22 protein-coding genes and 2 tRNA genes are annotated in these 23,460 nt (G+C 30.2%); 3 read left to right on the top strand and 21 right to left on the bottom strand.

Translation table 11 applies throughout. The features are described 5' to 3' along the window. Nucleotides 1–105: 105 nt before the first annotated feature. From C661_RS0119270 to C661_RS0119240, 6 genes are all read right to left on the bottom strand, one after another. Nucleotides 106–1,908 (bottom strand): ABC transporter ATP-binding protein, encoded by a 1,803-nt coding sequence (locus C661_RS0119270; protein WP_017416976.1) that lies wholly within the window; start codon nucleotides 1,906–1,908, stop codon nucleotides 106–108. After that, nucleotides 1,868–3,601, bottom strand: a complete 1,734-nt coding sequence (locus C661_RS0119265) for an ABC transporter ATP-binding protein (protein WP_017416975.1) — start codon at nucleotides 3,599–3,601, stop codon at nucleotides 1,868–1,870. The genes C661_RS0119270 and C661_RS0119265 overlap by 41 nt, the downstream gene beginning before the upstream one ends. A gap of 400 nt (nucleotides 3,602–4,001) precedes the next feature. Further along, nucleotides 4,002–4,595 (bottom strand): hypothetical protein, encoded by a 594-nt coding sequence (locus tag C661_RS0119260; RefSeq protein ID WP_017416974.1) that lies wholly within the window; start codon nucleotides 4,593–4,595, stop codon nucleotides 4,002–4,004. A gap of 334 nt (nucleotides 4,596–4,929) precedes the next feature. Further along, complete coding sequence (locus tag C661_RS0119255) at nucleotides 4,930–5,457, bottom strand: DUF5317 family protein (protein ID WP_017416973.1); 528 nt, start codon at nucleotides 5,455–5,457, stop codon at nucleotides 4,930–4,932. A 52-nt stretch (nucleotides 5,458–5,509) separates the two neighbouring features. Continuing rightward, nucleotides 5,510–6,778, bottom strand: coding sequence for an HD-GYP domain-containing protein (locus C661_RS0119250; protein ID WP_017416972.1), 1,269 nt, complete (start codon nucleotides 6,776–6,778; stop codon nucleotides 5,510–5,512). A gap of 352 nt (nucleotides 6,779–7,130) precedes the next feature. Continuing rightward, entirely contained in the window at nucleotides 7,131–7,748 is a 618-nt protein-coding gene (locus C661_RS0119240) for a hypothetical protein (protein ID WP_017416970.1), read from the bottom strand. Between the two features lie 309 nt (nucleotides 7,749–8,057). On the opposite strand from C661_RS0119240, the gene pdaA reads away from it, so the two are divergent. Next, on the top strand, nucleotides 8,058–9,149 hold the full coding sequence (gene pdaA, locus C661_RS0119235; RefSeq protein WP_017416969.1) for a delta-lactam-biosynthetic de-N-acetylase: 1,092 nt from the start codon (nucleotides 8,058–8,060) through the stop codon (nucleotides 9,147–9,149). Nucleotides 9,150–9,263: 114 nt separating this feature from the next. On the opposite strand, the gene hydA is transcribed toward pdaA, so the two are convergent. From hydA to C661_RS0119180, 10 genes are all read right to left on the bottom strand, one after another. Next, a complete protein-coding gene (gene hydA, locus C661_RS0119230; RefSeq protein ID WP_017416968.1) occupies nucleotides 9,264–10,652 on the bottom strand; it encodes a dihydropyrimidinase in 1,389 nt (462 codons plus the stop codon). An 805-nt stretch (nucleotides 10,653–11,457) separates the two neighbouring features. Then, a tRNA-His gene (locus C661_RS0119220) sits at nucleotides 11,458–11,533 on the bottom strand. Between the two features lie 4 nt (nucleotides 11,534–11,537). Beyond that, nucleotides 11,538–11,613, bottom strand: a tRNA-Pro gene (locus C661_RS0119215). A gap of 201 nt (nucleotides 11,614–11,814) precedes the next feature. Then, nucleotides 11,815–13,677, bottom strand: coding sequence for a molecular chaperone HtpG (gene htpG / locus C661_RS0119210; RefSeq protein WP_017416967.1), 1,863 nt, complete (start codon nucleotides 13,675–13,677; stop codon nucleotides 11,815–11,817). 80 nt (nucleotides 13,678–13,757) lie between these two features. Continuing rightward, nucleotides 13,758–14,171: a hypothetical protein gene (locus tag C661_RS0119205; RefSeq protein ID WP_017416966.1), complete on the bottom strand. Its 414-nt coding sequence runs from the start codon at nucleotides 14,169–14,171 to the stop codon at nucleotides 13,758–13,760. Nucleotides 14,172–14,293: 122 nt separating this feature from the next. Beyond that, nucleotides 14,294–15,007 carry an MBL fold metallo-hydrolase gene (locus C661_RS0119200; RefSeq protein WP_017416965.1) on the bottom strand — a complete coding sequence of 238 codons (714 nt, stop codon included), beginning with the start codon at nucleotides 15,005–15,007 and terminating at the stop codon, nucleotides 14,294–14,296. Between the two features lie 382 nt (nucleotides 15,008–15,389). After that, nucleotides 15,390–15,539, bottom strand: a complete 150-nt coding sequence (locus C661_RS24080; protein ID WP_017416964.1) for a hypothetical protein — start codon at nucleotides 15,537–15,539, stop codon at nucleotides 15,390–15,392. A gap of 146 nt (nucleotides 15,540–15,685) precedes the next feature. Continuing rightward, nucleotides 15,686–16,780: an FAD:protein FMN transferase gene (locus C661_RS0119190; protein ID WP_017416963.1), complete on the bottom strand. Its 1,095-nt coding sequence runs from the start codon at nucleotides 16,778–16,780 to the stop codon at nucleotides 15,686–15,688. A gap of 255 nt (nucleotides 16,781–17,035) precedes the next feature. Continuing rightward, nucleotides 17,036–18,103, bottom strand: coding sequence for a hypothetical protein (locus C661_RS0119185; RefSeq protein WP_017416962.1), 1,068 nt, complete (start codon nucleotides 18,101–18,103; stop codon nucleotides 17,036–17,038). 373 nt (nucleotides 18,104–18,476) lie between these two features. Beyond that, nucleotides 18,477–19,265 (bottom strand): EFR1 family ferrodoxin, encoded by a 789-nt coding sequence (locus C661_RS0119180; protein WP_017416961.1) that lies wholly within the window; start codon nucleotides 19,263–19,265, stop codon nucleotides 18,477–18,479. 149 nt (nucleotides 19,266–19,414) lie between these two features. On the opposite strand from C661_RS0119180, the gene C661_RS0119175 reads away from it, so the two are divergent. Then, nucleotides 19,415–19,627 (top strand): hypothetical protein, encoded by a 213-nt coding sequence (locus tag C661_RS0119175; protein ID WP_017416960.1) that lies wholly within the window; start codon nucleotides 19,415–19,417, stop codon nucleotides 19,625–19,627. 66 nt (nucleotides 19,628–19,693) lie between these two features. On the opposite strand, the gene C661_RS0119170 is transcribed toward C661_RS0119175, so the two are convergent. Further along, nucleotides 19,694–20,557, bottom strand: a complete 864-nt coding sequence (locus tag C661_RS0119170; RefSeq protein ID WP_017416959.1) for an undecaprenyl-diphosphate phosphatase — start codon at nucleotides 20,555–20,557, stop codon at nucleotides 19,694–19,696. Nucleotides 20,558–20,757: 200 nt separating this feature from the next. Here C661_RS0119170 and C661_RS0119165 point away from each other — a divergent pair, with 200 nt between their 5' ends. After that, nucleotides 20,758–21,510, top strand: a complete 753-nt coding sequence (locus tag C661_RS0119165) for an exodeoxyribonuclease III (RefSeq protein WP_017416958.1) — start codon at nucleotides 20,758–20,760, stop codon at nucleotides 21,508–21,510. Between the two features lie 160 nt (nucleotides 21,511–21,670). On the opposite strand, the gene C661_RS0119160 is transcribed toward C661_RS0119165, so the two are convergent. The 4 genes from C661_RS0119160 to rpsF all read right to left on the bottom strand — a co-directional run bounded on the left by C661_RS0119160 (nucleotide 21,671) and on the right by rpsF (nucleotide 23,332). Next, nucleotides 21,671–22,081 carry a hypothetical protein gene (locus C661_RS0119160; protein WP_017416957.1) on the bottom strand — a complete coding sequence of 137 codons (411 nt, stop codon included), beginning with the start codon at nucleotides 22,079–22,081 and terminating at the stop codon, nucleotides 21,671–21,673. 238 nt (nucleotides 22,082–22,319) lie between these two features. Then, nucleotides 22,320–22,565, bottom strand: coding sequence for a 30S ribosomal protein S18 (rpsR, locus tag C661_RS0119155; protein ID WP_017416956.1), 246 nt, complete (start codon nucleotides 22,563–22,565; stop codon nucleotides 22,320–22,322). 23 nt (nucleotides 22,566–22,588) lie between these two features. Then, the gene (locus C661_RS0119150; RefSeq protein ID WP_017416955.1) at nucleotides 22,589–23,029 is read right to left on the bottom strand and encodes a single-stranded DNA-binding protein; all 441 of its coding nucleotides are present in this window, start codon (nucleotides 23,027–23,029) and stop codon (nucleotides 22,589–22,591) included. 15 nt (nucleotides 23,030–23,044) lie between these two features. After that, the gene (gene rpsF, locus C661_RS0119145; protein WP_017416954.1) at nucleotides 23,045–23,332 is read right to left on the bottom strand and encodes a 30S ribosomal protein S6; all 288 of its coding nucleotides are present in this window, start codon (nucleotides 23,330–23,332) and stop codon (nucleotides 23,045–23,047) included. Between the last annotated feature and the right edge of the window lie 128 nt (nucleotides 23,333–23,460).

Raw genomic sequence — 23,460 nt, 5'->3', positions numbered from 1 at the left:
ACACATTTTTTAATTTCTTCTCTAAATCTGACTACAGCATTAAAGTTTACACCTTTATTATTAAACTATTTAGTAGAAAACTTTATTTACTTGTATCCCCCTTTACTATATAACTTCCTTAAAGCTATTTCCTTCAATCATGCTTTTATAGTGCCCCTTGCCTTTTATTAATTCATTATGATTTCCTATTTCTACAATTTCACCATGACTTAAAACTATAATTTTATCTGCATTCCTAATAGTAGAAAGTCTATGTGCAATGATTAAAGTAGTTCTGTGTTTTGATACCTTTTCAATAACTTGCTGAATTAACTTTTCCGTATGGGTATCAATATTTGCTGTAGCTTCATCTAAAATAAATATAGAGGGTTTATGAGCTAAAGCTCTAGCAAAGGATAGTAATTGCTTTTCCCCAGCTGAAAAAGTGCTACCTCTCTCCATAACTGGAGAATATATACCTTGTGGTAGATTGTTTACAAATTCTAAAGCACAGGTTATTTCTAGAGATTCATTTATAACCTCAATATCAATATTATCATTTAATGATATATTCTTTGCTATGTCACCTGAAAATAAAAATACATCTTGCAGCACTACTGAAACATTCCTTCTCAAGTCCTTCTTTTTTATTTCATTTATATTTATCCCATCTATTAATATTTCCCCTCTTTGAATAGGATAAAATCCACTTATGAGACTTATTATAGTAGTTTTTCCTGCTCCTGTTTCACCTACAAAGGCAACGGTTTCACCCCTTTTTATAGTAAAACTAACATCTTTTAATATCCAATCCGTCTCATTGTAAGAAAACCAAACATTTCTAAACTCTATATCTCCATTTATATATTCCATGGGCCTCCCTAGATCTAAATTTTCAAGGGTATCTTCCTCATCTAGTAATTCAAAAATTCTATCTGCAGATACCAATGCTGATTGTATAGTGGTGTAGTTATCTGCTAAATCTGATATTGGATTAAAAAATTGTTTAATATAGGTTGTAAAAGCGTAAAGCACTCCAATTTCCAAGGTTTGATTATATATTTTTCCCATAGCATACCAAATTAAAATTGCCACAGAAATACTTTGAAACACATCTGAAGCAGGTCTTAATATACTATTCATTCTTACTTGAAATAAAGTACTCTTAAAATACTCACCATTTAACTTTAAAAATTCCTGTTTTTTTTCTTTTTCCCCTCTAAATATTTGAATAATTTTCATTCCTGATATATTTTCAGCCATAAAGCCATTTATTCTTCCAATTAAACTTTTCATCTTAGAAAAATTATTTTTAATTTTATTTTTTAGTAGGAAAACAAACAAAAACATTATAGGTACCAAAGAAATTGAAATTAAAGCTAATTTAATATCTAGCATTACCATTGCATATACAATACCAATTAATAAAAACACATCTTTAAACAAATTAATAATTACATCAGTATACATTTCACTTAAAGCCGCAACATCATTTGTTGCTCTTGTAATCAGTCTTCCTGATGAGGTTTTGTCAAGATATGATAATGGTAGTAGCTGAATTGTATTAAATACTCTAGTTCTTAGGTCTTTCATAATTTCCTGGGCTGCACTATTTATAAAGTTTACTTGGGAAAATGAAAACATTCCCCCTAAAGCAACGATAAGAAAATACAAAATTCCCATGGAAGTAATTGAGTAAAACATAGATTGAGGCGCCTTATTTATTAAAAAATCATCAATAACCAACTTTAATATATAAGGTTTTATAAGTTCAGCTGCATTTACAAGCAGTACACATAAAGCTGCTAATCCTATTTTTTTAAAGTGAGGGATAGTCAATGTCAAAAGCCTTTTCAAGCTATGGATTTTGTAAATTTTACTATTCGAATTATGATCTAGAGTCTTTATATTGTTCCATATAGGTTTCATAATATATTCCTCCCCTCTTTATAAGTTCATTATGATGTCCTTGTTCATATATTTTTCCATTTTTAAGAACTATAATAAAATCCGCATCTTTTATTGCTGATATTCTATGCGCGATTATTAGGGTAGTCTTATCTTTCCTAAATTTTTTTAAATTTTTTAGTATTCTTGACTCAGTTACTGTATCTACAGCAGAAAGAGAGTCATCGAGAATCAGTATGGATGGATTTTTTATTACAGCTCTAGCAATGGAAATCCTTTGCTTTTGCCCACCAGATAGATTTACTCCTCGCTCTCCTAATATGGTATCAAAGCCCTTTGGAAAAGTTACAATACTCTCATATATGGAACTAATCTTTGCTGCTTCCTCAACTTCGATATCTTTATAGGTATCTTTGAAAAATTTTATATTATCTTTTATAGATGCTGAAAATAGAAAATTATCTTGAGGCACATACCCAACGCCTTCTCTTAGTGCCTTAAGAGAATACTCGTTTATATCTATGCCGTCAATAAATAATTTTTTATCCTCTACATTGTAAAGTTTTAATAGTAAATTTACCAATGTGGTTTTTCCAGAACCAGTCTTACCTAAAATCCCCACGGTGCTTCCTTGAGGAATTTTGAGTCCTATTTTTTCAATGGAATTTTCCTTTGAATTTGGGTAGGAAAAACTTAAGTCCCTGAATTCTATCTCACCTTTAAGCGGTTTATCTATACCAGGTTTCCCATCTTTTATTTCCGGTTCCACATCGAAGACCTCATTAAGTCTTTTAAGCGAAGCCACACCTCTTTGAAATATGGTTATAACTCGTCCAATAGAATTAATCGGCTTCATAATCATAGTTAAGTATCCATTAAATGCAATAAAGTCCCCAAGAGACATACTTCCTGCTAGTACCATGTTTCCACCGACAATTAAGTTAGTAGCAAAGCTGATACTAAAGGCAATTTCGATGAAAGGTGAAAGCAACGCAGAAACTCTAATCATTTTTAGATTAGAATCCATCATCTCAATATTTAACTTTTCAAAATTTTTGCTTTCATATTCTTCTTGAACATAGGCCTTTATTATTCTAATTCCATTTATATTTTCTTGTACCCTATCAGAAATAGCTGCAAAGTTTTCTTGTACTATTTTAAATCTTTTCTGAACAAGCTTCCCAATGTTCATCATAAAAATCACTATGAAGGGTATGGGTAACAAGGTAATTAAAGTAAGCCTCCAATTTATAGTAATACACATCAAGTAAATAGAAATAGCGCATATAACTATACCATTTATAGTCATGGCTGTTGCAGGGCCAAATGTCATTCTTACTGCGGAAATATCATTAATGGCATAGGCAATTAAATCTCCAGTTTTTCTTTTATTGTAAAACTCTTGTGATAATATTTGGAGATGATCATACAACTTTTCTCTCAGATGACATTCAAGACTCCTTGCATTTGCTACTATAAAATTTCTCCAAGCATAGGTTGTTAGAAAAGCACCAATCGCAATGAATAGCATGTACATTACCTTTAGCTTTACTTCATTAAAGCTAAAGCCATTATTTTTTAATACATCAATAGCCTCACCTAGTACTGTTGGGAATAGAGATTGAATATATGCAGTTAGAAACATAAATCCAATACCAATAACATAAGAAATCTTATGATTTTTAATAAAGTCAATTATAATTTTTTTCCCCATCTGCTGCCCCCTAACCTGTTGTAAATCAATGTCTAGTATAGTGAAATTTCTACTCTTATCTTTCACTATATTACATTAAAATAAGAAATAAATTTATACTATATTAATAGTATAATTAATATGAAGGTAAAATATCAATGTTGAAAATCATATTTTTCAAAATATTTCTTTTTTTATCTTAAGTTATATTATTCAAACTAACTCTCCTAGTATTGACTTGTAACAAGTTTAAATTATTATTAAACTGTGGTTATCACAATCTTTATGTAATAAATTCTCCATTGTACAGGATCACTTTAACTCCTTTCAACCTTAAATTTATTGCTAATAAAAAAAAGCTATCACAACATAACTTTCATCATATTGCAATAACCTTTATTAAACGGGTGATAATATATACCTACTTTTTCACTTCTGTGACACCAATAACAGAACCATTGCTTTCTAGCTTAAAAGTAGCTTTTAACTCTTCACTAGCAAAGTACACATTCCCTTGCACTTTAGCATCTACTATAGAAAAGCCCTTACTTTCTACATAAACATCGCCTACAAAAGTTCCCCCCTGTATTCTTGCATCCTCACTTCTAACAATTAACTTAGGTGCTGTTAAAGTATAAGAAGCAGTTTTGTTTCTATTTTGATCTTGATCGTATAATGCTATCTTACGTCCTGCCGGAACTTGTTTAGAAGGATCCTTGGTGTCCTTTTTTGTAAATTCTCCTTCCAAAACTATTTCCCTTTTTGCCTCAAAGTCTCTTTTTAATATAATAATCCAGCTTCCATCTTTACTAGTTGCTCTATGCAAAGAATCCTCATCACTTACTATGGAAGGTGATGCAACCACATCTGGTTGTGCATTTTGTTGCTCAGAATTTTGCTGCTGTTGAGTATTTTTCTCTTGTTGTGTTAAATTTTCCTCACCCGGCTTAGTTCCACATCCCACAAGCAAGGTTCCTACAAGAATAGACGATAAAACCACTGACTTTAACCTCATGAAAATACCTCCTTGCATAAATTTTTTTCTAATAATCGTGCAAATAGAATTATAACTTATTCTCTAAAAATAAAAATTTTGCTTCCCTTTATCTATAGCATAACCCTAATTACAGCTTATTATTTTATATTTTTCGCAAATTTCTGCTATAAAATACACGCCAAATAAAAAACCTTTCCGTAAGTTTATTTAATTTGTAAATTGACACATAGGAAAATCATTTGTTTTATTTAGATTAAAAATTTAAAGCTACATTTTAAACAAAAATAAAAAAACATACTCTTCAGGTAATTCATTCCAATTTCCTGAAGAGTATGTTTTTATGTGAATAAACTTATATAGTGTTTTTCATACTTTTTACTATAAACAGTATCATTCCTATAGCTGCTATAACGTCTCCAATACTAACAATAAATCTTCCAATAAAATCTATTGGAATAATATCCCCCAAAAAACTTAAATTTGTATTAGAATTAATCAAGTTATATAAACCCTCTGTATGGACATTAGTTGAAAATCCAATAGTTTCTATGGCACTACTACTAACCGGCATTACACCGCCATTGGCAAATATAGCTATAGCATTTAGCATAAATCCTACTCCCATTATTACTATATATTTGTTTTTTTTGTTTACAAAAATAAATGCTAGTATAAGAATATACATAATCACATTCATTATATATGTAATTACTCCAGCAGTAATTACTTTTTTTTGGATTAGCATAATAATAACAAATTCTATAATAAACCCAATTATAATTAGGTAAGTTCCCTTCAAATTAATATTTGCTAGGTTTCGCAAGGTTCCCTTTGATATATAACCTAATATAATTCCAGCAATTAGAGCTAAAATGAACATAGTAATTCCCCCTAGATTATTCTATTAAATAGTAAAAATATAAGTAGAGTTATCAGGCTCTACTTTTTAATATATTTAAATAAACTTCAGCTACCTTGGGATGAAACTGAGTTCCCGAATTGTTTTCTAATTCACTTATAATTTGTTCTTTTGAAAGTCCTCTCCTATAAGGCCTGTCTGTTCCCATAGCATCAACAGCATCTGCAAGTTGAACAATATAAGTATCTAAACTTATTTTTTTCCCATTCTTGCCCTTTGGATACCCTTTACCATCATATCTTTCATGATGGTATCTTACAATAGGACATATGTAATTTAAATTTTTAACTTTGTATAAAATATTATAGCCTATTTCAGGATGTTCTTTAATTTTATCAAACTCCTCATCAGTGAGTTTTCCTGGCTTATTTAAGATGTTATCGCTTATACCAATTTTACCCACATCATGAAGCATTGCAGCAACAACTAACTTTTCTAATTTCCACTGATTATATTTTAACGCTTTTGCAATCTCTGTAGCTATCTCAGCAACCCTACGGGAGTGCCCCTGTGTATACTCATCCCTTGCCTCAATTGCATTCATTAACGCTTCAACAGTTTGAATATATTGGGACTTAGAATTTATGTACATTGAGAATGTATATCTAACTAATATGATAGGACATATAATAATAATTACTCCTTTATATTTATAATACTCAAATGCTAAAGCTAAAATAATTCCAAAAGGAATCATTGCAATATAATTAAGAATTCCTAATTTTATATTGCTAATATAACAATATAAAATATTTTTGTTTACATAAAAAGATAACATGAATGACATTATAAAATTGCTAAATAAAAAACATATAATACTAAATAATATTAGTGGAAAGATATTCTGAGAAATTCTTACAACATCAAAACTTCCTCCAACCGCAACATAAAAGTAATTCCCAATAAAAATTGGCAATGTGTGCACACAACAATTAAATAGGGTTCCATATAATGGAGTGTTAAAGTAATGATTGTAGGTGCCATCCTCTAATTTTAATATACGGCATAAAAAACCTATAATTACAATTATCATTGCTTTAAATGGACCAAACAACACGTATGATGCTAAAGTAATTGCAAATGTTGTACTAAAGGATATTTCTAAATAAATTATAGTAAAAGATTCAGTTAATATTGTTAATACCGCAAAGAATAAAATGTCTTTGTAGTTATTGAAATCAATTGGAATATATCCTAAAAATAGCGAACAAGCAAAAAAAACTAATGTGATTATGTAAATGCAAATAAAAAAACGTCTTTGTTCTATTGGTAAATCTCTCATACCTTGCCCCCAAATTTAAAATCTAAATTTCAAATTATTACCCTATAGTGAATAATACAACGATTTTAAAATCATTTAGGTTTATAGTTTAATTAGAAAAAAACTTCTCTATAAACCTAAAGATTTATAAACACCAACTACTTTAACATATTACTTTCTGAATACCCAAGTCATTTGAGATCCACCAGCTATTGCAAGTGCAAGTAATGTCATTAATGCTGGTACAATCCTTTTTATTAACTTCTTCATTTAAAATTCCCCCTTTTAGCTTATTAACAGGGCTTCGCTAAAACCTGCCATATTTGACTCCGCTAAGGGAAAAAGAAAAAAGTAATTGGTGTGAATTAGCTTTTTAACTGATTCTACCTTGTATTCTTCTATTTACTGCATCAAGAGAAGCTTTCGCAATAGCCTCGTTTATATCATTTTTAATAATTGCAGCTCCTACCATAGTTTCCTCACCTTCACCGATAACCATGTTCACAATTACAGATACATAATTTACATCTCTACTTGTGGAAACAATTACATCTTGAACATCAAATACAAAAGGTTGTCCAATTATTTCCTCCACTGCTGCCACTGTTGCATCTGCTACCACTTTACGCCTATTTAAGATAGTTTTGATTGCAGTTTTACTTCCACAAAAATCCTCACCCTCATAACTTAAGGTCACCTTACACTGAATATTATGGTCGCTAGTTTCTACAACAAGTCCCTCGTATTTAATTCTATTTATTACTTTGTAATCTTCTGTATCAATTTGTGCAATACTAATAATCTTTCTGTCAATTCTATAATCGCATACTGCCAATAATGCAGTTTCTATATCTCTAACAATTTGCTTTGGAGCTCTATTTGTATTTGCAAGAATATGTATTTCTTGTAAAAGTTCATCATCATGTATTACTTTTACATGGCTAACTCCATTTATTTTACTTATTATTTCATAAAAGGATGAAAAATTCATAGTTAATACCCCTCGTTAATTCTCAACTTCAGTTAAATTATACATTAAATTCCTGAATTCAACAAGATTTTAGTTTGAATAATGAGTAAATTTGTAATATTTTTTTTATTCTTGTATTAATGAGTAATGTTAATTGTATTAATAATTTTATTATTTCTAGTTATACTAAGCTATGTAAACTAAAAATAAATTTTATCCGTATAATAGTTATACCAGTAATTAAAATAAATTAATTAAAATTATAAATTTATGCTCTGCTATTAAAACTTTTAACATTATTAGCATTTAATTTTATTAAGGAGGATTGCCATGAATAAGAAATCTTTACGATTTTTATGTCTTATTTCTACTATTTCTACTTCTATTTCTCTCTTTGGCTGTAGTTTTAATAAAAATAGTGAAGTTCATAAAAAACCATCTATAAGCGAAACTGAAGAATTAGTATCTACCCCCACTTATAGTTTCTCGCAGAATAATGAATTCACCACCAGTTTACCCACTAAGGAAAACAAGAATACTGATACTAACAAAGATGTTGAGAACTTTAAAAACAAATCAAATGAGAGCACTGAAAACACTAAAGTAGATCACTCTAAAAATAATGACGTAAAAAATGATTCTTCAAAGAACAGTAACCCTGAGAAAGACATTAAGGAGCCTAACAAGGATAAGGATACAGCCGCAAATAAAATAGACTATAATAGTTTAAATAACAGCAAAATTAGTTGGTGGTTCAAACCTAATAAGCTTCATGTGACTCCAGAAGTTAATAATAAGCTAAATTTCGAACTAGGCAAATATGATGCTTGTTATGTAGGTGATACTGATAGAAAGGTGCTTTATTTAACTTTTGATGAGGGTTATGAAAATGGGTATACTGGTAAGATTTTAGATACTTTAAAGGAAAATGATGTTAAAGCTATATTTTTCGTTACCTTGCCGTACCTTAAAGGTAATAATGATTTAATTAAAAGAATGGTAGATGAAGGGCATATAGTAGCTAATCATACAAATCACCATCCTTCTATGCCAACAGTAACTGGTAGTGAAGAGAAGTTTAATAAAGAACTAAAGGATGTAGAAGAAGAGTATAAAAGAATTACCGGAAAAGATATGCCTAAATTCTTTAGACCACCTATGGGTGAATACTCTGAAAAAAGTTTAGCAATGACCAAAAACCTAGGATATAAAACTGTATTTTGGAGCTTTGCATATCATGATTGGGATATAAATAAGCAACCTAACCCAGACAAAGCAAAGGCAACCATCTTAGGCGGTCTGCATAACGGTTCTATAATGCTAATTCACGCCGTTTCAAAAACTAACACAGAAATTTTGGATGACATTCTAAAAGAAGCTAAGGCTGAAGGTTATGTTTTTGAACTATTGAACGAAGAATAATGGTCAAATTAATTAATATAAAATGAAGTATTTCATATTAATTATAAATAATACAAAACCCTTAAATTTGAAAAAGTAAAGATACTTCTTTCAAATCTAAGGGTTTATTAAACTTTATAGCAAATCAATGTTTTTTCTACTTATAAAATTTCCATAACCTTTAGGTCCAATAAATTCATTATTCTTTGCAACAATTGTACCTCTAATCATAGTAAGTTCTGGATACCCAATTAGCTCTATGCCTTCATAAGGAGTGTAATCCACATTTTCATGAAGCATAGTCTTAGTTATAGTAAGTTTCTTATGTGGATCTAAAATAACTAAATCTCCATCACAACCTACTGCAATAGTTCCCTTTCTAGGATATAATCCAAATAACTTTGCTGGGTTTGTACTAGTTATTTCTACAAACTTATTTATTGAAATTCTTTTTTTGGATACTCCCTCAGAATATATAAGCCCCATTCTCGGCTCTACTCCTGGTGCTCCATTAGGGCACTTTATAAAGTTCCCCTTCCCCATTTGCTTTTCTTTATTAAAGTTAAAAGGACAATGATCAGTTGCAATAACTTGTATATGACCTTCTTGTATTCCTTTCCATAAAGCTAACTTATTATGCTTTTTCCTAAGTGGAGGACTCATTACATATTTTAACCCTTCCTCATTCGGTAGATTGTACTTGTCTTCATCTAAAACTAGATATTGAGGGCAGGTTTCGGAATATATATTCTTCTGTCCTCTTTCCTTTGCACTTTTAATGTACTGAAGCCCTAAAGCTGTAGATAGATGCACAATATATAAAGGAGCATCTTCAGCCAATGCAGCAATATTAATCATTCTATTTACTGCTTCACCTTCAGTCTCTTCAGGCCTGCTTTTTCCGTGGTAAACTGGTGTTAATAATCCCCTGTTTTCATAATATCCCCTTAAATAATTAACAATATCATTGTTCTCGCAGTGGACTGTAGTTATGCCTCCTATTTTTTTTAATTTACTCAACACTCTTAATGCCTCATCATCATTAATTTTAAATCCATAAGTAAGATAAATTTTAAAGCTTGGTATTCCGTTTATTACAATTTCCTCTAATTCCTTTAAAATTTCTTCATCTACATGTTGAATAACCCCGTGAAAACTATAATCTATAACTGACTTACCTCTGGCAAGTTTGTGGTAAACATCTACTTGGTGCTTAAGATTACACCCTTTTGGTCCAAAAGCCATATGATCAATGACAGTGGTAGTTCCTCCACAAGCAGCAGCAATTGAACCAGTGTAAAAATCATCCACAGCTCTACTTATTCCTACATCTAAGTCAAAATGGGTATGTACATCGATTCCTCCCGGTATTATATACTTTCCCTTAGCATTTATAATCTCTGCACTATTGTTCTCTATATCTATTCCTATCTCTTTAACAATTCCCTGTTCAACGAGTAAATCTCCCTTAAAAGTATCACTTGCAGTAACAATTGTACCATTCTTAATTATATAACTTTTCATTCCTACACCTACTTTCACTAAAATATATGCAGTAGGTTTTAGAAATATTTTTATCTAATGATTATTAATCTTCTTCAAAGCTTACTTCCTTAAAATATAAAATAACCTCTTTATACCTAAAGAAAGTTTCTAACATCAATAGGCAAAGAGGTTATAGTACTTATGATTTTATTTTTCACAGCTTTCAATTTAAGTAATACTACTTCTCAATAGCATCAGCTAAACATTCGTCTATGATATCTTCTGTAATTATATCAATTACTATAATGTTTTGTTTTTTCATGTTCTTACCTCCTATTTATCCCTTATAAAATTGTCACAACAAAACAGTATGCTTTTGTCTCTACTCAAGCATATAGGAAGAACAAAATTATTAATTAGTAAGGGATTAGAAGGATATATTCATAATTTATGAATCATTTCATAAAAAGGATTCTATTTTAAAATTCTAATATCTAATATAACTTTGACTTAATAGTTTATATCTTGTAACTATTCTATAAGATTTCTATATTTCTTACAACTTATTAAGTATATCTTATAACAAGTTAAAAAGCAAGTTATTTTTACTACCAACTCTGGAAAAAGTTTCATAATAAAGCATAGTATATCTTTTCGTAAATATCCACCCTAGTTCTTATAGTTTTTAAGTATTAAAATCTTTAAGTTAAAATTCTATATTTTACTTTCATATTAAATATATTTCTTATATTTAATGGCATAAAAAAAGTAGCAAGAGCTTCTCTAACTACATAATAATTTTTAACTATTGATTTGTACTGCTTTTAAAAAATTAAGTAAAATATGGGGTGAACGATGGGATTCGAACCCACGACAACCAGAGCCACAATCTGGTGCTCTACCAACTGAACTACGTCCACCACATGGTCGGGGTGACAGGGATTGAACCTGCGACCTCATGGTCCCAAACCACGCGCGCTCCCATCTGCGCTACACCCCGTTAATAATTTAAACTTATTATCTTTGGAACATTTACTATTTTACATTTTTATCTCTCATTGGTCAATAGCTTTAGTAAATGTTTCACTAGAAAAAATATTTTAAATATTTCAATTTAGCATAAAAATACCCTATAAATCATTTATTGAGTTTGTGATTTATAGGGTCACTTTTCTACACTTCTTACATTACACTTTTTTACTTACTTTGCTAACTTCATAAGAATTTCATTACTTCTTTTTATAAAGCTAGCCATAGCATCAGCCTCAAGTTGCTTATGACTTATCATAGCCAAATCATAAACATGGTTACAAATCAAGCCGACTAACCCCTTCTTTTCTTCATTTTCTTTTAATTCTATAAGCTTACTAATTAAATCATTATTTTTATTAATAACTAAAGTTTCTTCCTGAGGGAACATAGCCCCCATATCCATGCCACCAAACATAGCACTCATTTCAGCCATTCTTCTAGATTGCTCTGAAAGTAATACTATTGCCGGCACATCCTTTGTCTTAAGACTTTCAACAGAGTATTTTAGCTTATCATTATTTAAACATTCTTTAAATATTTTCTCTATTTCTTTAGTTAATTCCTCATTTACTTCTTCCACATCTGATTTTAGTGTATCGCTTAGGTCTGCATCTATACGATTAAACTGAACTCCCTCTTCATGAGCCTCAAGGAAGCTTATAAAATGGTTGTCTATATTAGAGCATTGAATTATAGCATCTAACCCTTGTTCTTTAAATAACTTTATATACTGAGCTTGTTGTTTCTCATCACTTACGTAAATAACTTTATTTTCGTGTTTTTCCTTATTAGCTTCAAGGTATTGCTTTAATGTAACATATTCGCTCTTAATTGTTTTAAAGATTATAACGTCTTTTACCTTTTCATAGAATTTTTCATCTCTCAAGCAACCATACTTAATAAATATGTTAATATCCTTCCAAAACTCATTATATTTTTCTCTTTCATTCTTAAATAACCCAGTTAATTTGTCTGCAACTTTATTTACAATATGCCTTGAAATCTTTGTAACATTGCTATCCTTTTGTAAAAAGCTTCTTGATACATTTAATGGAATATCTTCACAATCTATTACCCCCTTTAAAAGCAGTAAAAATTCTGGTATAACCTCTTTAATATTATCCGCAACAAATACTTGATTATTGTATAACTTAACTTCCCCTTCTACTGCTTCAAATTCATGCTTCAGTTTTGGAAAATATAGTATACCTTTAAGATTGAAAGGATAGTCTACATTTAAATGGATCCAAAATAAAGGTTCGTTAAAATCCATAAAAACTTTTCTATAAAACCCTTTATATTCCTCATCTGTGCAATCCTTAGGTGATTTTAACCACAAAGGACTTACATCATTAAGTGGAGTTTTTTCCTTATGTTCCTTGTCCTCTTCTATCTCATTGTCATTTTCCAAGAAAATTTCTACAGGTAAAAAAGCACAATGTTTATTTATAATTTCTCTTAATTTATATTCCTCTAAAAACTCCTTACTATCTTCACTTATAAACAAAGTGATAGTAGTTCCTCTTTCCTTTCTTTCAGAAGAAGTTATCTGATAATCAGTACCACCTTCACAAACCCACTTAACTGGCTCTGCTCCCTCTACGAAAGATAAAGTATCTATTTCAACCTTATCAGATACCATGAAAGCAGAGTAAAATCCAAGTCCAAAATGTCCAATAATATTATTTGCCTCATCCATCTTGTCTTTATATTTAGAAATAAATTCTTCTGCTCCAGAAAAAGCTACTTGATTTATATATTTTTTCACTTCCTCTGCAGTCATTCCTATTCCATTATCACTAAATTTAATGGTGTTATTTTCTTTATTTAAGGATACAGTAATTTGGAACTTAGGTTCAGACTCTATTTTAGCCTCACCAATGGAACTTAGTCTTTTAAGTTTACTTATTGCATCTGATCCATTGCTGATAAGCTCCCTAACAAATATATCCTTATCTGAATACAACCATTTTTTAATAATCGGCATAATGTTTTCTGTATGAATTGAAATGTTTCCATTCTCTCTAAGCATATATACACACCTCCAAATGTTTTTCCTAGAATATTTTATAACATTTTTACTTACAAATAAAGTATATTTACAAATTTTGTTTAATTATTCCTAATATCTACATTTAGTTTTTGGCTATGCTTAGCAATTTCTATTCTAATTTTATCTTTTATATACTCATTATGATATACATTATCTAAATCGATTTTACATCTATTAATTATAGCTAGAAAAGTTACTGCTTTATTAGATTTAAGTAAACTAGCAACAGCCTTATCAATCTTTTTGTTTATTGAATATATTTCTTTAAGAGTTTTCATTTTCTCTAATATATAACTTCTAAGTTCTGGATATTGATTTATTATAAAGGGAGTTATCCCAGCTTTTTTAACCACATTAGCAAATACTAATGTTTCAGCTTTTTCAAGGATGTCTAATATAATTGAATCAATATGAGCTTTATATTCTTCTCCAGTTTTTGTGTGTAATTCCTCACGCCTTAGACAATTATCCATGTTTTCACTCCTCATTCGACATTGTTTATACTATAATAATATAGTATAATAGATCAAATGTAAATTATTTCATGGATAAGAAATTTATCTAATTAACTCCATTTTTATGCACTATTTAATATCTACTTCCTAGCTATTAAAGGTGCAATATTAAATCCCGAATTTAATATAACTTCACTGTCTAGACCATCATCCAAGTGCATACAATAAACTCTCTCCCTTAAGGAGCCCTCAATAACTTCACATAGCTTTTTAAAGGATAGATGTCCTGTATCTGCATAATCAATAGAGGTTATATCTTGATAAACATTTTGAATTTCACCCTTCTTTAGCTTTTCAATAACTTCTTTTGAGATTCTGTTACTATCTCCACTATAATAAATAGTAGTTTTATTTAAGGTTAAATAGAAACTATAAGCCGGAATAGATTTTGTATGGCTTCCTTGTAGGTACTCAATAGTAAATTCTCCTAACTCCTTATCCATTTCTCCATTTTTCATCGCAGTTTTTATAATATACATATTTTCCTTTACTCCTACAACAGAAAATAATCTTTGAATCAAGGTATTTTCTGGGAAATATATTACAGGCTTAATCTTCAATTTATAATGGCAATAAAATATTAAATCTCCAAGGCTTCCGATATGGTCAGGGTGAGTATGGGTAATAATTATATATATTTTAGAAATGTCTTTTAGCAACTCAAACTTTCTTAACCTCTCAAAAACTGTTCCTCCACAATCTATTAATATCATAGCACCTTCCTTTTTTATAAATCCACTATTGTTCCCCAATTCTGTATTAAATGCACTTCCTATTCCAATAAACTTAATCATACAATCTCCTCTTTCAATAAGTATTAATCTTATAATTATTTACCTTATAAAGTCTTTTAACTAGTAATTAGGTGTAGTTTTTTACAAATTATTTTAAAGGTTTTTCTTATAACTACTAAATGTAATTACTCCTCTTAAATTTCCCCAACTCAGTTTGAAACTAAGTTAAACACCATTTTGGAAACTTCAAGTCTGCCCTTCTCTTTAAATGGTAGTTTCTCAGCCTATGTAAGTTCCTTTGTTGCAGTTTAAATTCCCTTCCGAAGTTGTTGAATAATGTGAATTTGTTTATTATTTAATAAGTTTATATCTAAATACTTATTAAATTTTGATTATTCTCTCCAATTAAAACGAGCATAAAAATAACGGGAAATCCCGTTATTTAGAAATGTGGTGTTATTTCTTCCCTTTGTATTCTTTTTAAATCCTTTAACCTTAAATGAGTTTCATCCATAATCTTGTTCCAATCTTCTCCAGCTATCATCATTTCTTTAGCCTTACTATGCAATTCAGCTTCTCTTTCTTTTTCCATTAAAATTCCTCCTTTGTTAGCTGTAATAGAATTATTTTATGATTCTTTTAAGGCTATTATTCATGTTCAAAAATATAAAATTTTAAAAAAATCCAAAATAAAAGTCTAAAAGCAATACTTCTGTAGTATTCTTCTAGACTCTTATCTTATTCCGCTTTCGCCCCAGTAGCACCATTACTTTTCATTATCTTTTTCATACCGTCTGTTACTTGTATAGTTCCATCAGGCATTACCCACATAGCTTCAACACCCTCAAGACTATCCACAAGCTTACGACTTTCTTCATAAGGAAGTAAAAAGGTTGTAGTAGATAAAAAGTCTGCTAACCCTGAATCTTCTGTTACAACCGTAACAGCTCTATAGTATTTCCCTGGCATCAATGTTTTAGGATCAATAAGATGATGCATCACTTCACCATTAACAATATAATATCTTTGATAATCTCCACTAGTTACCACTGAAGCGTTGTTAAGGAATATTGTATCAAGAGTATCTTCTCCTTCAGATGCTATAGATTTATCTGGATCTTGAACTCCTATTCCCCAACGTTCTCTAACTCCATCTAATGGTTTCCCAAGAACTCTCACATTTCCTCCAGCACTAATGATTCCAGAAGTTAATCCCTCACTTAGAGCTTTCTTTGCTACAACTTCAGTTGCATACCCCTTAGCTACTGCTCCCACATCTAAGCTCATTCTTTTATCTTGTAAATATACTGTGCTTTTTTCTAAATCCACAATAACCTTATCCAAATCAGTATACTTTGTTGCTTCTTTAAGGTCTTCCATAGGTGGAATCTTAGCCTCATCCGGGTTATTACGCCCCTCTTCTCTATAATCATGCCATATACTCAGAACTGAACCCATAGCAATATTAGTTTCTTTACCTGTACGATTATACCATTCCTTTGAAAACATAATTAAATCTATAATATCTTTATCTACTTGTACAGCCTTCACACCAGCATTATCATTTATTGTTTTTATATTATTTATTCCTTCATAATCATTGTATATATCATATAATTTGTGAAGTCTTTCAAATTCACTATGTATTTTCCACATATATGTTTTGAATTCTTCTTCTGTTTTAGTATAAGCCACAACAGTGGTCATAGTATTAAAAGTATCAAAAAAACTCTCAGTATATTTTGTGTACTCACTTACTGTTTCCTTCTTACATCCAGTAAAAACAAACATGAATAAAAGTATCATCATCAATCCTTTAGCAATTTTCTTCATGTATATTCTGTGCCTCCTTATTAATAACGGTAAAATACACGCTTAGTCAATTATAAACAAAGTTATGTCACTAATCTACTGTTTTTAGTTTTATTTTATAATTACTTTTTAGATGATAATTTTTCACTTAATCTCAAATCCACTATATAAGTTACCTTTATAGATTAATTATTAAAAACTCCCCCACTTATGTGAGGGAGTTTTTAATAAATATTTTATTTTAATTATTAGTCTCTATTTAAAACAAAGTTCATACTACTTAGCTTTTTGAGATCCTTCTTCTACAACCCCAATATAATCTTGAACAGATACTGTTACAGAAGATTTAAGCTCAGCTACATCTGGTACTGCTGGGTGAGCATCGTCTTTCTTTACTACTTTCATGCCTTTTATTTCATCAACTTTCTTTCCAGCCATCCATTTTTGTAATTCAGCTATTTGTTGATACCACTCTTTTTTGATTGAAGAAGCTTTTGCCATTCCATAACCATCACCAAGTTCAACCTTAGTTTTTGGAGCAGCCTTCTTATCTGAAGTTACTTTTCCATCTTTATCATAGTTAACTTTAGTTTGAGCATTATCTATTATAGTTGCTACAACTTTTCCATCCTTATCAAATGCAGTAGTTGCCATTACAGTGTCAACTTGTGCAGTTGGAAGAACTTCTTTTCCATCTTTATCTTTGCCCAATGCTTTTGAGCTAGAAGTAGACACTTTGTGTCCAAGACCAATCTTTTCAGCGCCTTTAACTTCTATAGAATTTTTATACGCTTCCTCAACACCAGCTATATATCCCTCTACAGATACTGTAACAGAAGACTTAAGTTCAGCTACATCTGGTACTGATGGATGAGAATCGTCTTTCTTAACTACTTTCATAGCCTTTATTTCTTCTACAGTTTTACCAACCATCCACTTTTCTAATTCAGCAATCTGTTGGTACCATTCTTTTTTAATTGAAGAAGCTTTTACCATGCCATAAGCATCGCCAAGCTCAACTTTAGTTTTTCCTTCAGCTTTAACATCAGATTTAAGAGAAAGATCCTTATTGTAATCTACTTTAGTTTGAGCATTATCAATAGTTACCTTTACAACCTTTCCATCCTTATCAAAAGCAGCTGCTACAATAATTGTATCAACTTGTCCAGTTGGAAGAACTTCTTTTCCATCCTTGTCAACACCAAGATCTTTAGATTTTTCAACTGATGTTATGTGTCCCATTCCCATTTTTGCAATTTTTGATCCACTTGCTCCTGATGAACAACCAGTGAATACAGAAAGAGACATAGTAAGTATTAATGCACTTAATGCTAATTTTTTCATTTTTTACCCTCCACCCCTAAAATAAATGAATTAACATAATTTTCATTCTGCTTAAATTTTAACATATTGTTTATTTATTGACAATATGTTAATTTAAAATTTTCCATTATTATTGGAATTTTTTTAGTATTAAACTTGAATTTTTAGGAATATAATAGTATTTTAGTATTTTTTTAACTTAATTTTCTTCATATAATTATAATTTATAACAATTAATCTCAGTATGCATGCATATTGTTTGTAATATATTCATGATTTCTTGTTAATTTTATAGTAATGTTTTTAAATTATTATTTTTTACAAGAAAGTTTTTGTATTTTAATATTGTAAACAATATTAATTAGTTAAATATTGCTCACCCTTACAAGTAAATCTATTTAATAATCATCTCACTTATGGATACTTCAGGATTTTTGTATCTACCTTTTTTCTCCGTTCCCTTTCCATATTGAATTGCTCCCGTTGGACAAAGGTGTATGCACGCCAAACACTGAGTACACTTATTCCCCCAACTAGGTTTACCCTGAACTTTAATGTTAGTACAATTACACACTTTCTCACAAATTCCGCAGCTAGTACATTTGTCAGAGGCCCAAAACTTTTCTGTGTGAGTTGCTCCCTTATTAAATAACGGATTTATTATATTCGTTAATAAGCTAGGCATAAATCCTTTTTCCACTTGGAAAACACCTTTATCTCTATTCTCTATTATTTTGTTTATTGTATTAATTGTATTTTCTGCTTCTAATAGCTTTTTTCTTTCAACTTCTTTACTATCAACATTCCCCATTATAATGTAGTTATTTGGCATTTTCATAGAAAATCCGCTATTTAAAAGTAGTTGTTTTTTACTTAAAGCTCCACTTAATACTTTCATAGCATTACCAATATTTTCTCCACAAGTAGCTATAGAAAATATATAATTATTCTTATAATTGCTTAACTTAAGTTTTTCCACAAACTTTAAAACTTGCTTAGGTGGTGCCCATGCGTATATAGGGTATACAAATCCAATTACCTCATTTTCCTTTAATTGATATTCGTATTTGTCCTTTTCACTTGTTAATAAGGATGCAATGGAAACTAACTCTTCATTATTTGTTTTTGCAATTCTCTTGGCTACATACAACGAGTTTCCTGTTCCTGAAAAATAAAATATCATATAATCCCCATCTTTCATTAAAAATTTAAACTTTAGAAATAGAATACCATAATTATCATCATAAAATAATATGTTTGCTTATGTTATAAATAACTTTTTCCACCTTGGAAATAATAATTTAAGAAATATATATAGAAAGGATGATAAAAGTGAGTCATAGAAGCCACATTGATAAAGAAAAACTAAGCAAAGTTCCATCTGGATGTCCATTTGAATATAAGGATGTAGTTAAGGAAAACTTCCCTGTTGATGATCACACTGAAGATGGAAAAGTTTTTAAAGCTGAAGTTGAACAAGGAATTTATGACAATGTAGAAATACGCAAAGATACAGGAAGTCATATCCTTTATAAAAAGTTATAGTTCAATTATCCACAAAAGAAGCATAACAACCTCTTGTATGCTTCTTTATTTTATAAGTATATACCCTTAAAACACCCCTAAAAACCCTGTTATTAAAACTATCACAGCAAATATCATTCTATATACTGCAAATTTTTTCATTGGGTTTCTTTGTAGGTACGAAATAAACATATCAATAACAATTAGTGCTATTAAAAAAGATACTATAAATCCAACTCCTAGGGAAAGTAACTCTAAAGAAGTAAGAGAAAACAAACCACCAATTTTAATAATTTTTAAGATACTCATTCCAATCATTACTGGTATCGCTAAAAAGAAAGAGAATTCCGCTGCTGCTACTGTAGAAAGCCCTGAAATCCACCCACCAATAATAGTTGATGCTGAACGAGACATACCAGGTATGATAGCCAAACATTGAAACAACCCAACCACAATAGCTTGCTTTGTTGTAATTATCCCTTCTCTTTCAAAAACACTTCTTACCTTTCCTATGTTTTTATTTCTAAACTTGTTTTCAGCATATATCATCCATATAGCTCCTAGAAATAACGCAACAGCTACCGGTACAGGAGAAAATAAATATTTATCAGCTAAATCATTTAATATTACCCCAAATATACCACCAGGTACACAAGCTATAAATATCATAAACCAAAATCTAAAACCCGATTTTTCATAACCAACCTTTTTAGGAAAAAAATTTATAAGTGTTTCTCTTATTTTTCTCCAATATAGTACGATCACCGCTAAAATGGCCCCTAGTTGTATAACATAGGTATACATCTCGAGGTACTTATTAGTTATCCCTTTAAAACCTATTAAGTTTTGAACTATTACTAAATGTCCTGTTGACGATACAGGTAAAAACTCTGTTATACCTTCAACAATTCCTAAAACCACTGATTTTAATATGAAAATTATGTTTTCCAAAAAATTATCCCCCTCTAACTTTTATTCTACTCCCATAATTAATAAATCTTCTCTAAAATATATTCATTGTATTATATTGCAATTACTACTATTTGCTTTGTAAATCTCACAACATTATTAATAGAAAACTTTTCTATTTTCAAGTATAATAGTTTTTAAGGAATTACTATAGATTTATCATAAGCAAAGGAGAACTTACGATGAAATTAATATCATGGAATGTAAATGGTTTAAGAGCTTGTGTTCAAAAGGGCTTTTTAGATTTTTTTAAAGATGTAGATGCAGATATATTTTGTATTCAAGAGAGCAAATTGCAAGAAGGACAAATCAATCTTGACCTTGAAGGATATCAGCAATATTGGAATTATGCAGAAAAAAAAGGGTATTCAGGCACGGCTATATTTACAAAAATTCAGCCATTAAGTGTTAACTATGGAATCAACATAGAAGAACATGATAAAGAGGGTAGAGTTATAACTTTAGAATTTAATGATTTCTATATGGTGACTGTTTACACTCCAAACTCTCAAGAAAAATTAGCGAGATTGGATTATAGAATGAAATGGGAAAATGATTTTAGGGAATACCTAAAAAAATTAGATGAAGTTAAACCAGTGGTTATGTGTGGAGACTTAAATGTAGCTCATGAGGAAATTGACCTGAAAAACCCTAAAAGCAACAGAAAAAATGCTGGCTTTAGTGATGAAGAGAGAGAGAAATTCACCGAATTTTTAGCTAATGGCTTCATAGACACCTTTAGGTATTTCAACCCTGATAAAGAAGGAGCCTATAGTTGGTGGTCCTACAGATTTAATGCTAGGGCTAACAACGCAGGCTGGCGTATAGATTACTTTTGTGTTTCAGAAAAACTTAAGAGTAACTTAGTTAGCGCTGCCATACACTCAGATGTTTTAGGCTCTGACCACTGTCCTGTGGAACTTATATTAAAGTAATCAAATTTCTTACAGAAGTTGAATATGCTTTCAACTTCTGTAATCCACTTCTTCTTCTTGCTTCTGTTCATATGGCTCTAACAAAATTATTAAGACCCTTACATATGACTAGCCTAGTTAACTAGGTTAATTTGCAAATAATATTTACAATTTGTCTTTGCTATTCTACTTGAGTCAATAATCTTTTCATTATATCCTTTAGCTTTAACTCCCCAAACTCTTCATCTGCCACAGCTACAACTAATTTTATTGTATCATCAGCATCCCACTTGTAAGCTTTAGATTGGAGCATAGCTTCTTCAGGTATAAACTCTTCTATGTCAATTACCATCTCTTCTGCGAGGCTTAAATATTCTTCAAATAATTCATCTTCTTCTATTTCTTCTAAATTATAGTCTTCTTCTATTATTTCCTTTAAAACAGATACATCAACACTTAGATTAAAAGCCAAAACATCTTCTCTTTTAGTTCCTTTACTCATATCCTTAACAACTTTAAAATCTGTATTTGTTTCAATAATCTCCTTTATTTCTTTGCTATCAACAACTGCATCTCCTAATGCTATGTACATAAACTCAACTCCTAAATTAAGATTTATTATAAATTATAACACAAATTGATAAAACATATTAACTTCAACTTCCTTCTAAGTTCTGAAATTAATTTTACAAGAAATCCCGTCTTTATTTGTTTTACAAGGAAATTTCTTTATGATATATAAGATATCTCAATTTAAATATAACAATATATGTTAAAACTTTATACGCAAAAATAAAAGCAGAGTAAAATTACTCTGCTTTGTATATTACCTATTCTGTTGTGAATGGTAGTAATGCTATGTTTCTAGCTCTCTTAATAGCTACAGTAAGCATTCTTTGATGCTTAGCACAAGTTCCAGAAATTCTTCTTGGTAATATTTTACCCTTTTCTGTAACATATTTTTTTAATTTAAAAATATCTTTGTAGTCTATTGCAGTAGCTTTATCGATACAGAATGAACAAACTTTTCTTTTTGGTCTTCTTCTGTTACCGCCTCTATTTCTATCAAAAGCCATAGTTTTCTCCTCCTTACCTATTTTTAGAATGGTATGTCCTCTCCATCATCCATAGGAGTTATGTCAGAGTTTCCTCCAAAATAATCATCTGGTATCGATGGTGATCCATAACCGTTAGAATTCGTATCATTTCCTGATGTTTTATTTCCACCCCACTCAAGGAAGTGTACTTCATCAGCAACTACTTCAGTAACATATCTTTTCGTACCATCTTTAGCATCATAAGAACGAGTTTCAATTCTGCCACTTACACTAAGCTGTTTACCTTTGCTCATGTAATTTGCAGTGCTTTCAGCTTGCTTTCCCCATACAACTACAGGAATGAAGTCAGCTTCAGGCTGCCCCTCTTTCTTAAATCTTCTATTAACAGCAAGTGTAAAAGTGGTTACAGCTGTTCCTGTACCTGGTGTAAATTTCAACTCAGGATCCTTGGTTAATCTTCCAATTAAAACAACTTTATTCATGTCTCCACCTACCTACTAGTTTTCTGGATTGATTATGATATGTCTTATAACACTGTCAGTAATTCTGAATACTCTGTCTAACTCTTTAGGTAATTCAGCATTAGCTTTGAAGTTGATTAATGTGTAGAAACCTTCGTTAACTTTAGCTATTTCATAGGCTAATTTTCTTCTGCCCCATAGGTCAACGCTTTCGATTTCTCCGCCATTATTCTCTATTACACCTTTAAATTTTTCGATGTTAGCTTTAACAGCCTCCTCGTCTAATGATGGGTGTAATATGAAAATAGTTTCATATGCTCTCATTAGTTTCACCTCCTCCCCTTGGACTAACGGCTGTGCATTACACAGCAGGGATTCCATTTATATACTCTATCACTTATTTGAAAGAAAATCAAGTACTTTTTTTATTTTTTACAGAATTTATAAGTTGT

Source organism: Clostridium tunisiense TJ (assembly GCF_000300195.1).
Taxonomy (GTDB): Bacteria; Bacillota; Clostridia; order Clostridiales; family Clostridiaceae; genus Clostridium_J; species Clostridium_J tunisiense.
This window is presented reverse-complemented; position numbering and strand designations above follow the sequence as displayed.